General features: G+C 33.0%; 10 protein-coding genes. 1 reads left to right on the forward strand and 9 read right to left on the reverse strand.

Translation table 11 applies throughout. The annotated features are described in order from the left end of the window. The first annotated feature begins 115 nt into the window (after positions 1-115). The gene (gene pbpC, locus SJY27_RS07765) at positions 116-2401 is read left to right on the forward strand and encodes a penicillin-binding protein 1C (RefSeq protein WP_397447910.1); all 2286 of its coding nucleotides are present in this window, start codon (positions 116-118) and stop codon (positions 2399-2401) included. 72 nt (positions 2402-2473) lie between these two features. On the opposite strand, the gene SJY27_RS07770 is transcribed toward pbpC, so the two are convergent. From SJY27_RS07770 to SJY27_RS07810, 9 genes are all read right to left on the reverse strand, one after another. Continuing rightward, positions 2474-3238, reverse strand: coding sequence for an SDR family NAD(P)-dependent oxidoreductase (locus SJY27_RS07770; protein ID WP_397447692.1), 765 nt, complete (start codon positions 3236-3238; stop codon positions 2474-2476). Between the two features lie 92 nt (positions 3239-3330). Beyond that, a complete protein-coding gene (locus SJY27_RS07775) occupies positions 3331-4656 on the reverse strand; it encodes a RagB/SusD family nutrient uptake outer membrane protein (RefSeq protein WP_397447693.1) in 1326 nt (441 codons plus the stop codon). 11 nt (positions 4657-4667) lie between these two features. Then, positions 4668-7838 carry a SusC/RagA family TonB-linked outer membrane protein gene (locus SJY27_RS07780; protein WP_397447694.1) on the reverse strand — a complete coding sequence of 1057 codons (3171 nt, stop codon included), beginning with the start codon at positions 7836-7838 and terminating at the stop codon, positions 4668-4670. Positions 7839-8387: 549 nt separating this feature from the next. Further along, positions 8388-9152: an SDR family NAD(P)-dependent oxidoreductase gene (locus SJY27_RS07785; RefSeq protein WP_397447695.1), complete on the reverse strand. Its 765-nt coding sequence runs from the start codon at positions 9150-9152 to the stop codon at positions 8388-8390. Positions 9153-9187: 35 nt separating this feature from the next. Further along, entirely contained in the window at positions 9188-10546 is a 1359-nt protein-coding gene (locus SJY27_RS07790; protein WP_397447696.1) for an MFS transporter, read from the reverse strand. Between the two features lie 84 nt (positions 10547-10630). Next, positions 10631-11335 (reverse strand): FadR/GntR family transcriptional regulator, encoded by a 705-nt coding sequence (locus tag SJY27_RS07795; protein ID WP_397447697.1) that lies wholly within the window; start codon positions 11333-11335, stop codon positions 10631-10633. 87 nt (positions 11336-11422) lie between these two features. Next, the gene (locus tag SJY27_RS07800) at positions 11423-12901 is read right to left on the reverse strand and encodes a PKD domain-containing protein (RefSeq protein WP_397447698.1); all 1479 of its coding nucleotides are present in this window, start codon (positions 12899-12901) and stop codon (positions 11423-11425) included. 22 nt (positions 12902-12923) lie between these two features. After that, on the reverse strand, positions 12924-14108 hold the full coding sequence (locus SJY27_RS07805; RefSeq protein ID WP_397447699.1) for a hypothetical protein: 1185 nt from the start codon (positions 14106-14108) through the stop codon (positions 12924-12926). A 12-nt stretch (positions 14109-14120) separates the two neighbouring features. Continuing rightward, positions 14121-15680 (reverse strand): RagB/SusD family nutrient uptake outer membrane protein, encoded by a 1560-nt coding sequence (locus tag SJY27_RS07810; protein ID WP_397447700.1) that lies wholly within the window; start codon positions 15678-15680, stop codon positions 14121-14123. Positions 15681-15684: the final 4 nt, after the last annotated feature.

A 15684-nucleotide genomic window follows, 5' to 3' on the forward strand; every position in this document is an offset into this window, starting at 1 on the left:
TTTATTCTAAAAAAATAAATTGAAAAAAGAGAAGTTAAATAGCTATACCTACAAGGTTTTAAAAACTTGGCAGGAGAAACACAAAAAGAAAACAATACTTCTTATTATACTGTTGATGTTCTATACATTTTGTTTGCCAAAAAAACTATTTACAAAACCCACATCAACTGTAATTACAAGCAATAAAGGCGAACTGTTAGGCGCATTAATTGCTGCTGATGGGCAATGGCGATTTCCTCATAATGACAGCGTTCCACAAAAATTTAAAACCTGTTTAGTTCAGTTTGAAGACGAACATTTTTACAATCATCCAGGCTTTAATCCGGTATCGATGTTTAATGCGCTAAGACAAAATATAAAAGCAGGTAAAGTAGTTAGAGGTGGAAGCACACTAACACAACAAGTCATCAGATTAAGTAGAAATGACAGACCAAGAACCTATTTTGAAAAATTGAAAGAACTCATTTTAGCATCAAGATTAGAGTTTAGGGCAAGCAAAGAAGAGATTCTTGCTTTTTGGAGTAGCAATGCACCTTTTGGTGGAAATGTTGTGGGTTTAGATGCTGCTTCTTGGCGTTTTTTTAATCGACAAGCTACAGAGTTGTCTTGGGCAGAATCTGCAACGTTAGCAGTTTTACCAAATGCGCCTAAATTGATTTATCCAGGAAAAAATCAACAAAAATTATTAGTAAAAAGAAATCGATTATTAAAAAAATTGTTGACCAAAAACGTCATTGATTCCTTAACCTATCAGTTATCAATTTTAGAAGATTTGCCTCAAAAACCGTATCCATTACCACAAATTGCTTCTCATTTATTGCAAAAAATCAACAAAGAGAAAAAAGGCGAATTTGTAAAAACTACTATTGATAAAAAGTTACAATATCAAACCAATGCCGTTGTTAAAAATCATTATAATCAATTGTCTAAAAACGGAATTCATAATATTGCTGTGCTAGTTTTAGATGTAAAAACAAGAAAAGTACTGAGTTATATTGGGAATTCTCCAACCACAGCAAAACATCAAAAAAGTGTTGATATTATTGACAAACCTAGAAGTACAGGCAGTATTTTAAAACCTTTTTTATATGCAGCCATGTTAGATCAAGGCGAATTATTACCCAATACTTTAGTAGCTGATATACCTACGAATTATGGCAGTTATCAACCAGAAAATTTCGACAAAAAATATGCTGGTGCCATTTCTGCAAAATTGGCATTATCAAAATCTTTAAACGTGCCCACTGTAAGATTATTGAAAGATTTTGGTTTGGAAAAATTCCATCATTATTTACAACAATTAGCATTGAGAAACATTAAAAAGAACCCCAATCATTATGGTTTAACCTTGGCTTTAGGTGGTGCAGAAAGTAATTTGTGGGATTTATGTAAAAGCTACGCATCTTTAGCATCAACCGTAAATCATTATACAGAAACCTCAAGTAGATACTTTACCAACGAGTTTGTAGCGCCTACTTTTTATAGTGATGCAATTATCGATTTTGGCAAAGAATCTAAAGAAAAAACAATTTTTGATGCAGCTTCCATTTACCTCACTTTTGAGAGTTTAAAGGATGTAAATAGGCCAGATACTGAGCAAAATTGGGAATTTTTCGATTCCTCTAAACAAATTGCTTGGAAAACAGGCACCAGTTTTGGTTTTAGAGATGCTTGGGCAATTGGCACAACAAAAGATTACGTAGTTGGAGTTTGGGTGGGCAATGCAGATGGAGAAGGAAGACCGGGTTTGGTAGGTGTTCAAACTGCTGGGCCTATTTTATTTGATGTGTTTGATAAATTACCTACTTCAAAATGGTTTGAGAAACCATTTGACGAAATGCCCAAAGTTGACATTTGTACAAAAAGTGGCTACAGAGCTACAGAAATTTGTGAGGTAAAACATCAAGAATTCATTCAAAATGCAGGTTTACAAACAGCACCTTGTCCTTATCATATTATGGTTAATGTTGATGTTTCTCAGAATTATCAAGTAAATACTTCTTGCGAGGATTTAGAGAATATTAAGCAAAAATCTTGGTTTACCTTACCTCCATTAATGGAATATTATTACAAAAAACAACATCCTTTTTATAAAAGTTTACCCAAGTTTAGAGAGGATTGTTTGGGTGATGTAAAAAACGCGATGAAGTTTTTATATCCGACAGAAAAAAGTACCATTTTTTTACCTAAAGATTTTGATGGCAAAAAAAATGAACTCATTTTAAAAGTCGCACATTCCAATTCAGAAGCTATTTTGTATTGGTATGCAAATAGCAAATTTCTAGGGACCACCAAAGAAATGCATCACTTTGCAATAACACCCCAAACAGGCGCGTATACGTTAACAGTTGTAGATAATTTTGGAAACGAAATTCAGCAAGAAATCACTATAAAAGACTAGATTTTACAAAAAAAAAGCTGCTTTGTAAGATTTACAAAACAGCTTAACATTCAATAATAATAAAAAAGAATCTTAAATTCCTAATGCTTGACCACCACCAATTTGAATGGTTTCTGCTGTGATAAAAGCAGCGTCTTTACTTGCTAAAAATGATACTACTGAAGCAACCTCTTCTGGCTGTCCTAATCTTCCTAACATGATATTGTTTTTCCAAGATGCAAATACTTCTGGCTTGGTTGATTTTATTTGTGCGTGGAATGGAGTATCAATCGTTCCTGGTGATACTGCATTTACTCTAATGTTATATTCAGCCAAGTCTTTTGCTAATGCTCTGGTTATGGCATGAACCCCTGCTTTTGATGTCCCATAAATACCTGCTCCTGGGCCTCCTGCATTCCAACCTGCATTTGATGTATAGTTGATAATGGTAGCGTTTTCTCCTTTCTTTAAAAATGGAATTGCTGCGCGTGATGCAAAAAATACCGAATCTAAATTTAATGCCATTACAAATCTGTAAAAATCTGTGGTCATTTCTTCAAATCTAGATCTGCCTCCTAAACCTCCTGCATTGTTTACCAAAACATCTATCTTGCCATACTTTGCTCCGATTGCATTGATATTGGCTGTTACTTCTTCTTCTTTAGTAACATCAAAACCATAATATTCTGCTGTAATACCTGCTGATGCTAACTCCTCTACTCTTTGAGCCCCTGCCTCATCTTCTATTCCGTTTAAAACTACTGTATACCCATCTTGACCTAATCTTTTTGCAACCTCGAATCCTATACCTCCTGTAGCTCCTGTAACTACTGCTACTTTATCTTTTAATGTACTCATTGTTTTTATATATTTCTATTGGTAATTTTAAACAAAAATGCTGGTATATTTTTAGGATACCAGCATTCTGTAACAAAATTTATTTAAATTAACTAGTATCCTGGATTTTGTGTAATTACTCCATCAGTTGCTAGTATCTCCGAAACTGGAATTGGAAATACATAATAGTTAGGATTTACATTTTCTCCCATTTCTGAATTAACAGAATTTGTTCTAACTAAATCGAACCATCTGTGCCCTTCAAAAGCCAACTCTAATCTTCTTTCATTTAAAATTGCAGTTTTAACTTCTGCTTGAGTCGTTGCTGTAGAATTTGCTAAACCAGCTCTATTTCTGATTTTATTTAATTGCGTTAAAGCACCAGCAGTATTTCCATTTTCATTTAATGCCTCTGCATATAATAAAATAACATCTGCTAATCTTATCTCAATCCAGTCATGTTCTCCACCTAAGCCCCCTTCTTTTGGGAATTTAATAGCAGTTTTACCATCTGCGCTAAGTGTTACTGCTCTTCTTAAATCTGTAGCACCTGTTGCATCGCTTGCATCAAATGCTGCAACTAAATCTGCATCTACAGGAAAATCTGATTTTGAATCATCACCAACAAACCAGTTCCAAAAATCTGAACCAAATGAATATTCATCTACAACACTACTTGAAATTTGAGTTGAGTAAATAATTTCAGAATTTTCAACTTCATGTTCTGCTCCAAAAATCTCGCTATAATCATCTACTAAGCTTACACCTGCAGCAGCTGCCCCATTTACAACAGTAGCAAGAGTTGATTCTGCACTTGCAAAATTACCTGATGCTGCATACACTTTACCTAATAAGCTTTGTGCTGCCAATTTAGAAGCTCTACCATAAGCTACTGATACAGTTAAGCCTGAGATTGCATCTTGTAAATCTGGTATAATTACATTGTTATACACATCTGAAGCTGGTTGTCTTACTAATATAGAAGCATCTATAAGACTTGGAGTAGCTGATAAATTAACCCCTACATCACCAAAAGATTTTACTAATTTAAAATAAGATAACGCTCTTAAAAATTTTGCTTCTGCAACTTGTGTAGCATCAGATGAATTTTCAATAACATTGTTTGCACTTAATATTGATTTATACATTTGAGCATATAAAGGTCTAAAAAATTGCTCGTCCATAGTAATTAAATTACTTGTAAAAACGTCAAACTCTGTATAAGGTGCTTCAAACATAAATGCATTGTCTGCTCTAAAATCTGCCATTACTGCTAGTGGAGTAACACTACCTAATTGATAGTAATAAGCTGCATTTAAAACTCCTTCAAAATCTGTTAAAGAATCTGCATTAGCTATATTAGACGGAGATTGATCTAAGTCTGGTGAACATGCCGTTATAAAAAATAACGATGCTACTATGATATATATTTTTTTCATTTTTATTTTATTTAAAAGTTAACGTTTAATCCTAAGGTAAAACTTCTAACCACTGGACTAGCACCAACTTGTGCTCCGTAAAGTGTAGGGGCAGTTGTATTAACACCTTCTGGGTTATATGATGTATAATCATCTCCCATTATGTAAAGTAAGTTAGTTGCGGCTCCATAAACTCTAATAGAACTAAATCCTATTTTACTAGCTACATCACTTTTAAGTGAATAACCAATGGTAATATTTCTTAAGGCTATATAAGAAGCATCTTGAATCATAGCATCTGTTTGGTTTCTATTTCTTTCATAAAACTCTCCATTATGATCTGCGATACCATCACTATTTGCATCTAAACGCGCATAATCTAATCTACCACCCCACTGAGAACCGTAGTAAAGAGGGTCTATATTATAAACCTCTGCTCCATGAGAACCTTGAACTTGTAGAGACATATCAAATTCTTTATATCTAAAGTTATGAGACATACCCCAATAGAAATCTGGTGTATTTTGACCGATTTTTACTAAATCTCCTCCTTCTTCTACTGTTTTAGTTCTATCAATAACACCATCACCATTTTGATCAACTACATAAGATTCACCACTTTGATTGTTTGGATGTCTAGTACCATCAGCTAAATATTCCATTTCAACATCACCAATAGTTTCTAATCCCCACATTTCACCAATGTTTCCTCCTACATAATTTCTAAATACTGGTCCTCTACCACTAGTTCCAAAAATTTGACGAGATAATTCTGTAACGCTTCCTAAATCTGTAATTTCTGTATTAACAGTAGACAAGTTTGCTGACATATTCCAAGAGAAATCTGCTTTGTTTAACAAACTTCCATTAAATTCTAATTCTAAACCAGAACTTTTTACATCACCTACATTTAAGATAGAAGTTGGATTACCCAAAATTTCAGATTGTGCTTGATTAATTAAAATATCTTCGATATTAGAAGTATAGTAATCTACGCCCAAAGTAAAACGATTGTTTAAAAATCCGAAATCAACACCAAAGTTTGTTTCTGTATTTGTTTGCCATGTTAAATCTGGATTTGGTGAATTATCAGGAATTAAAAAACCTAAACCATCAGCTGTTGGGTAACTGTTTAATAAACTTAATGAATCGTAAGAACCTAAGAAAGATGTTGTACCTAAAGAACCTGTACTAAATCTAAGTTTTAATTTACTTAATAATTCGTTTTCTTGTAAAAAAGATTCGTTATGTACATTCCAACCTAAAGATACAGCTGGAAAAGTTTCATATCTTTGGTTTGCACCAAAACGTGAGTCACCATCTCTTCTGATAGAAGCAGAAAGTAAGAAACGATCATCAAAAGCATAATTGATTCTACCAAATACACTTTCTCTAACTCTAGTTTCATCTGTTTCAGAAACAATAATGTTAGCAGGATCAAATAATTCAAAGTTTGTAATAGCCTCATCTGGCACATTAGAACCATCTAATCTTGTACCGATAAATTTTGTAGTTTGAAATTCTACACCAGCTACAGCAGAAATATCATGTTTACCGATTTTAGTAGCGTAGCTTAAAGTAGTTTCACTTAATACAGATGATACTTTTAAATCTGCTTGATCCATAAAAGTTTGAGAATCTCTTGCTCTTGAATCATAACCTAATAATCTGTGAGAATAGGTTTGTGTATCTCTCATATCTCCACCTAAAACTGTTTTTAGGTTTAGACCTTCAATGATGCTGTATTGTAAATAACCACTAACGTTTCCGAAGAAAGTTTTTTGCCAGCTTTCTACGTTATCAAGTTTAGCAGCAGGACCTGCATCACCAGAACCACCAATACCATTGTTAGCTCTACCATAATGCCAATCTTGTGCAGCCATACCTGGCTCTAAATTATAGATACTATTAGCTTCATAACCTGAACCTCTATACCCGTTATCAAAACCAGTTAGTCCTAGACTTTGAGCTTGTTGATCTAATTGTTGTACAAACGCAATAGACTCTTCTGTATGATAAATAGAATGTACACCATAAGATCTTAATAAATCTCTCATGTCGTGTCCTAAAATATCTCTATCTGATACGAAACCGTTAAAACTTAAACCAGCTTTTAATTTGTCTCCTAAATTTGCATCAATATTTAAACGTGCATTTAATCTTTCAAAACCTTGTGTAATTACAACACCTTCTGCATTTTGGTAACCAACAGATGCAAAAAACTTAGCATCTTCTGTACCACCACTCATACTAAAGTCATGAGCTTGTATACCACCTGTTTGGAAAAGCCAATCTTCTGGACTTATTGCTCCTGGAGAGTTTTCATATGCGCTTAATCTGTACTCTAAAAAAGCTGGATCTTGTAAATTTACAGTACTTGTCCAGTTTCCTGCAGCGATTTGCTCTCTTGAATGTGCTGCCCATTCTGGACCTGACATTAAAATATTATCTCTGTATTTGCTAGATGTACTAGTATAAGCATTATAGCTAAATGTAGTTTTACCAGACTTTCCTTTTTTAGTAGTTACTAAGATAACTCCATTTGCACCCCTAGAACCATAAATTGCAGCAGAAGCAGCATCTTTTAAAACTTCTAAACTTTGAATATCATTTGGATTTACAGTTTCTATACCTCCTGAAATAGGAAAACCATCTACAACAATTAAAGGATTAGAAGCTCCTGAAATTGATGAAGCTGCTCTAATTTGAATTTTAGGCGCAGCACCTGGAGAACCATCTTGATTTTGAATTAAAACCCCTGATAATTTACCTGCTAAAGCTTCATCTACACGAGCTGTTTGCACTGCTGCTACTTCTGCCCCACCAAGTTTGGCAACTGCTCCAGAAATTTGTGATTTTTTACGAGTTCCATAACCAACTACAACGATTTCATCTAACTCGCTAGCATCTTCTGCTAAAGTTACTGTCAAAGTTTTTTGGTTTGTAATAGAGATAGATTTTTGTGCATATCCTAAATAAGAAAATACTAAAACATCTCCGTTTTTTACTTGAATAGAAAAATTTCCATCAAAGTCTGTCTCTGTTCCTTGTGTTGTACCTTCTTTAATTATGGATACTCCTGGAAGAGATTGCTTATCTGCCTCAGAAGTAACAGTACCTTTTAAGGTATAACTGTCTTGTGCATAAAGACAAATGTTTACTAACATTACCAATAATAATGTTATTCTTAATTTTTGTTTCATAATATTATTTTATGTTTAAAATGGAATTCACTTATTTTTAGTGAACTTTTAATTATAGCATAACACAAAAAAATAATTGAAGATATTATAAAGTTGTATTTATAATTTTTTTCTTTAATTACTTGTTTGAGAATTATGTAATTGATTGTAATTTTTTTTCAGATTAAGTTTTTAGAAAAGGATAGGTTGCAGCCTACCCTTTGTGTTTATAATTAATTCAAATTTATAATCATACGCAGCGCTTATTTTATTTAGTTTATTTGGATTACCAAACTGGTTTACCAATTTGGTTGACCAAATATATGTACATAATTTAAATTATAAAAATTTTAAGTTAATTATTTCTTAATATTTTATGATTTAAATAATGAAGTAGATAATTTTTGAGGCCTATAATGGGATTCGTTGTATAAATAAAATTTAAAAGTTGATAATAATAAACGAATTAAGACATAAATGAGGATTGTAAAAGCTAATTTAGTGAGCCAAAAAAACTGCCTTGCAAAAATGCAAGACAGTTACAGTTATTAATCAAAAAAATAAAAATTACTAAATTCCTAATGCTTGACCACCACCAATTTGAATGGTTTCTGCTGTAATAAAAGCAGCGTCTTTACTTGCTAAAAATGATACTACTGAAGCAACCTCTTCTGGCTGTCCTAATCTTCCTAACATGATATTGTTTTTCCAAGATGCAAATACTTCTGGCTTGGTTGATTTTATTTGTGCGTGGAATGGAGTATCAATCGTTCCTGGTGATACTGCATTTACTCTAATGTTATATTCAGCCAAGTCTTTTGCTAATGCTCTGGTTATGGCATGAACTCCTGCTTTTGATGTCCCATAAATACCTGCTCCTGGGCCTCCTGCATTCCAACCTGCATTTGATGTATAGTTGATAATGGTAGCATTTTCTCCTTTCTTTAAAAATGGAATTGATGCGCGTGATGCAAAAAATACCGAATCTAAATTTAATGCCATTACAAATCTGTAAAAATCTGTGGTCATTTCTTCAAATCTAGATCTGCCTCCTAAACCTCCTGCATTGTTTACCAAAACATCTATCTTGCCATACTTTGCTCCGATTGCATTGATATTGGCTGTTACTTCTTCTTCTTTAGTAACATCAAAACCATAATATTCTGCTGTAATCCCTGCTGATGCTAACTCCTCTACTCTTTGAGCCCCTGCTTCATCTTCTATTCCGTTTAAAACTACTGTATACCCATCTTGACCTAATCTTTTTGCAACCTCGAATCCTATACCTCCTGTAGCTCCTGTAACTACTGCTACTTTATCTTTTAATGTACTCATTTTTACTTATTTTTACTTATTGTTATTTGTTACTTTTAATCTTCTACTGATTTAATTTCTCTTGCAAAATAATAGATTGCTCCTAATCCTAATGGTACAAATGCAGCTATTGCAACAAAAATTGGCGTGTATGAAAAGTTTTCTTGTATAATTGGCACTAAAAAGTTCATTAATATTACAGAAAAAACACCGATCATACCAGCTAAACCAGCTAATGAACCTACAGATTTACCACTAAATAAATCACTAGGTAATGTTTGAACATTTCCGATAGCAAATTGGAAACCAAATAATACAAAGAACACTATGGCTACAAAACGTTCTGGAGAATCGCCAAACATAACTGTAGCAACCAAACCTAAAAACATAATTACACCACCTATTAATATGGTTAACTTTCTTCCTTTATCAATAGAGTTTGTTTTCGCTATTATTCTACCAGAAACAAAACCACCAGCAATACTACCTAATGCTGCACCTACATAAGGCACCCATGCAAACATACCTACTTCCTTTACATTAAAACCATACACATCTGCTAGGTATAATGGCATCCATCCTACAAACAACCACCAAATTGGTTCTAAGAAAAATCGTCCAACAACTATGGCCCATGATTCTTTATGCGATAAGATTTGTTTAAGCGTTAGACCTTTCGTTTCTTCTGTAGCAGCTTGATCTGCTTTACTTTGACCTTCTAAAATATATTTTTGTTCTTCAGCAGTAATCCAAGGGTGTTTCTTTGGGCCAGCTTTATTAATCAATAACCATGGAATAATCCAGATTAAACCAAAAGAACCTACTACCATAAAAGTAGTTCTCCATCCATAAGCAACAAATAGAGTTGCAATAAATGGTGGTGCAATTACAGAACCTATTGATGCACCTGCGTTAAATAACCCTTGAGCAATAGCGCGTTCTTTAATAGGAAACCATTCTGCATTACTCTTAACACCTCCAGGCCAGTTACCCGCTTCTGAAAGACCTAGTGTACTTCTAAAGAAAGTAAGCCCTACAAGACCGCGTACTGTTGAATGTAAAAATGAAGACAAACCCCAAACACCAATACTGATTACGTAACCAATTCTAGTACCTACTTTATCAAAAAGTTTTCCTGAAAATAATTGACCAAGTGCATAAAATACCATGAAGATATTTAATATTAACCCATAATCGCTTTTTGTAAGATCTAATGAACCAGAAATCGAATTTGGTTGATCATTACTACCCCACATAATTGCTAGAGCACTTCTATCGATATAATTAATTACTGTAGCTATAAATATAAGCCCAATAATAAACCATCTTAATCCTTTAATTTTCATACTATTACTATCTAAAGATTTATATATTTTTGGTTTACCAGTTTGGTTTACCAAATTTAATACATTCAAATTAAATTCTACTATTTAAAAAAATATTTTTTTTAAATTTTTTATAATGGAAAATAAATAAGTTGTTTACTGTTTTTTTAAAATCTACTCTATATTATAGCAATAGTTGTAAAGCTCTTTAAAATGATCCTTCATTTTTTGTTTTGCTAACTGCGGATTTTGTTTTTCAATTGCATTAAATATTGCTCTATGATCTGCAATACCTCTGTGAGATAAATCAGCATCACATATATGATGTTTCTGAAAATTGATGATAATTTCTGGTGTAATGATTAACATAAACGTATTCATAGTACTGTTACCAGAAGCTTTTGCTATTGCAAGATGAAATAATAAATCTTCTTGAACTGCATCTTTACCATTTAACACCTTACTTTCATAAGCTTCCATGGCTTCTCTCATCTTTTCTAAATCATCTAGAGTTCTCCTTGTTGCTGCAAGTCTTACTGTTTTTAATTCTAATAAAATTCTTGTTTCTACTAAGGATCTAAAATCAGGATCTTCTAACCTTAAAATATCCTCAATCATACCATTCATGGCTATAACCCCAATATTTGCTACGAAGGTACCACTTTGGGGTATTGATTTTAATAACCCATAAAATTCTAACTTTTGAATTGCCTCTCTAACATTGCTTCGAGTTACTTGAAATTTATCTGACAGCATTCTTTCAGAAGGTAATTTATCACCTGGCTCTAAGTTCTTAAAGTTTATTAAGTCTCTTATTTTAGAAATAATATCTTTTTGAATTACTGAATTATCTGACTTTGTAAGTATCTCTAACTTCATAATTAGGTTTGGTTAAATAAATTATACAAAGATAAATATTTATTTTATAGAATTTTAAGAATTAAAATTTGCTTAAATACTTGTTTACTAGAATCCTGGTGTTAAAATATCTATATTATCTATAAACACTTCATTACTACTATCTACTGCTTTTAATGATCTTACATAAATAACAGCTTTATTTGCTGATGCTTTAAAGGTAAATGATGTAGTTGTAAAGGTATCATTACTAGATGAACTTTTACTTGAATTAAAATCATTAGTAATATCATAATATGCATCTACATGATCCATAATACCTACTTCTGTAGTAATTTCTGTATTTAAAATAAATACTTCTGTGTTTATTCCTTCTGCTTCAGATCTTGTATCTATAGTAAATGTATATTCTACGCCTGGTTCAACAGTAACCACTTGATACAATCGTCTACAACTATTACTTAGTTTTACACCTCTTCCACCACCTGCATTAGGCCCAAATTTATTACCATCACTTGTAGAACCTGGTTGCTCATTAGTACAATAGGTTGCATCTATGTATGCGTTTAAATCTGAATTATACCAAAGAGGTCTATAAGGACTATCTACTTCTGTACCTGTGTTGTCTTTAATTGTTGGATTTGGAGTCATGTCCCAAGCATCTGCATTATCTCCAGTAGAACTCGTCCAATCGTTGGCAGTACCATTTAAAACAATTACCTTAAAAGTAGCTTCTACACCACCAACTGGCACTGGTTTAGTTATAGTTCTTTCTACACCTGCATCATTTTCTGTAGTTAAGGTTACATCATAAGTACCTCTAACTGCATAAGTATGTACTGGATTTAATTCTGTTGATGTGTTTCCGTCACCAAAATCCCATCTATGATTTTTAGACAGTAATGATGCATCAGTAAACGTAGCTGTTAATGATGTTGTTGTAAACGTAAAGTCTGGCACTGCAGATAATACTAAACCTTCCACTTTTTTAGTAACAGTATATTCTTTTCCTAAAAAATTAGTTGCTGTTAAAGTAACATCAAAAGTTTCTGCTGTTCTGTAAGTGTGTACTGGACTATAATCTGGATCTGAACTTGTGTCTACAGCCAACCAACCCAATGAATCACCATCTCCAAAATCCCAAACTAACTCACTTGCACCTGTAGTAGCGTTAGAGAATGTTACTTGAGAATCTACTGCTTCAAAACTAAAATCTATAAAAATTGGTGCCACATCTGTAGAAGTTGTTGCTGTTAAACCATCTGAACTTGTAGTAGTTAATGTAACTCTATATAAACCACCAGTAGCATAGGTGTAATTTGGATTAGCTTCTGTTGAAGTATTACCATCTCCAAAATCCCACAAATAAGAGACTGCATCTGTAGAATAACTTCTAAAAATAAGTGTTAAACTATTATCTGCATCTGTACTTGTAGTAAATAATGTACTTGGTTGAATGTCATTTATGTTACCTGTTGGTGGCACAAATTCTTCATAACCGTTATCAATACAAGACACAAAGCTGATAATTAATATTAGTGCAGCTAAAACACTTGTTTTATATTTTTTAATTGATATTTTATTCATGATATTAAATTTTAGCATCAATTTATTGTTTAACTGTTATATCAAAGGCATCTAACCTACTCTCTACACCTGAACCTCTTAGTAAAATAACTACAGATTCATTTTCGCCTGCTTCAAAAGTTATGGCATGTTTCTTAAAAACGTTATCTACTCTGCCTACATTGTCATCGGTTCTTGAAGCAATAATGTTAGCTTCTAACTGCGCTTCTGCCAAATCATTTAAACCTGACTTTACTACAGACACTGTTAAGTCTCCATAAGTTTCTTCTTCAAAAGCACTAAAATACGTTAGCACATAAGTTGCACCTGGTGTAACTTCGATTTCTTGGTATCCTGTTCTAGATCCGTCTGCAGGAAATTTAGCTGCTTGTCTACCATCTGGTAAATTTGGTGCATCTACAGGATTGCTATCTGTATTTATTTGAAAAACAGAACCCCATCTTGAACTGCTTGGTGCTCTCCAAGAATCTCTACCATCACCAGAACCATCAAATAAACTATTGTCCTCGAAACTAGGTTCTCCAATTTCAGGAACTGGAATAGTTGGTATTGCTTGATTAATGGTAATTAACTTTTCTGTTCTTTCTGATTTTCCTAAATTATCTGTAACTGTTAACCCAACAGTATAAATTCCTGGATTTGGAAAAGAAAAGATTAATTCTTGATCTTGTAGTGTTGCAGCTGGTAATTCTGCTATTTGTGCTTCTAAATTACTAACGTTTTGACGAGTTTCATCTGAAACGCTATCATTTACTTCTTGTAATTGTGCTGTAAAATCGGCTAATTGCGCTTCTAAAACTGCCTTTTTAGCTGGATCGCCTTCACAAGGAATTTTAAACTCTAATTTTGCAATTTCGTTTTCAATTGCTCTAACAGCTGCCAATTCTGCATCAATAGATTGATTTAGAACTGATAAATCTTTATTGATTAGCATTAAACCTTCAGAAGGGGTAATATCCCACTGATATTGTGTACCATTTACGGCTAAATTTGATCCTGCTTGAAAGTAAAAATCATAGTTTGCAAAAATCTCTACATCATTACAATCAAACTGTGATGAGGATACATCAGAAAAGCTATAGAAAGGGGTTGGCCCTGTAAAGTCTTCTAAATCTCCAACATCTGGTAAACTATCGTCTACACAAGCGCTAAGCGATATAAATATCCCTAACACTATATATTTTAAATTGATTAAATATTTTTTCATAATTAGGCTATTTTAGTATCCGTCATTTTGGTCGTAAAAATTCGGTAGATTATCCATTTCTCTTTGTGGAAAGGGTAGGTATTTTTTTCCACTTGTATAATTTAAACTGTTGGCTGTAGAGAACTCGCTTAAAACATTATCTGCTTCACCAAAGCGTATTAAATCATATAAACGTTGGTTTTCATAAACAAATTCTAACCTTCTCTCAGCTAATAAATCTTCTTTGGTTAGGTTAGCAACTTCTTCTAAACCTGCTCTTAATCTTACTTGGTTAAATGCATTTATTGCTCTTGTATCTGTGGTAGAATCTGCACCAGCTAAAATTGCTTCTGCGTATAAAAGTAACACATCTGCATATCTTAAAACTATCCAATCATTGTCTCCAATTTCACCATCTGTTGGGTATTTTGTATTGAACACATCTACTGTATTGTCAGCAAGATACGCACCATACTCTAATGGATTTAAGGTTGTGTAGAAACGTACAGGTTGTAATTCTGGCGTTAATACCGTTAACAATTCATTGGTTGCAATGTTAACTCCATTGGATGGCCCTTGTAATGTCATAGAAAAACTATGAGATTCTGAATCTGTTTCTACTTGATCGTCTAAACCACTATCACTAGTTGCGTAGTTATCACTACTCACTAAATCGTACTGAATAGAAAATATTATCTCATTATTAATTTCTAAACCAGAACTATTTGCCCAACTTCCATCAGGCGTACCATCTGTATCAGACAACTGGCCATTAAACTGGTTTCCAAAAACGTGTCCAAAATCTAACACTAAGTTGTAATTATACTCTGCGTCTGTTTGCCCAGCACCTCTATCTGTGTACATTAAGCTGTAATTAAAAGCGGTATTATTTTCTACAACAGATGCTAATAACAACTCAGCCTCTATATAATTAGGGTTAGGTTGGCTTAAATAAGCTTTTGCTGCTAAACAAATTGCTGCCCCTTTAGAAGGGCGATATCTATTTTGTGTTGCCCCATCTAAATACGCAATTGATGTTTTAAAATCGTTTATAATTTTTTCATACACTTCTGCCTCTGGCAATTGTGGATAATCAACTGCTTCACCCTCTGTAACGTCTAAAACTTTATCTACAAAAGGTACATTTTGATAAGCCCTTACTAAGTTAAAATGACATAAAGCTCTCATAAAATAAGCTTCACCAACTGTATATTGTTGACTTTCTGGTGCTAAAAAACGATTATCTATTATAGTATTTGCATGTTTTATAGTATGCATATTATTAGAATAATATGTAGCTACATCACCATTATTAGGATCTACGTTATAAGAGCTAATCAAAGGGAAGTTTCCGTTTTCTGAATTTGCTCTAGAATTGTCTGATCGTAATTCTGTTAAATAAAACTCGTTAGCTGGAACTTTTTGATATGCATCTAAAACTCCGTTTGATAAGGCTATGAAACCATCGTCAGTTTGTAATAATTCTTCTAATGAAAGGGCAGTTGGATTGCTTAGATCTAATTCTGCCTCACAACTTATCAATAAAGTCATTAAAGAAAAACAAACGATACTGTTTTTTAATATATTTTTCATAATT

This window comes from Polaribacter sp. R77954 (genome assembly GCF_044595335.1).
Lineage (GTDB): Bacteria > Bacteroidota > Bacteroidia > Flavobacteriales > Flavobacteriaceae > Polaribacter.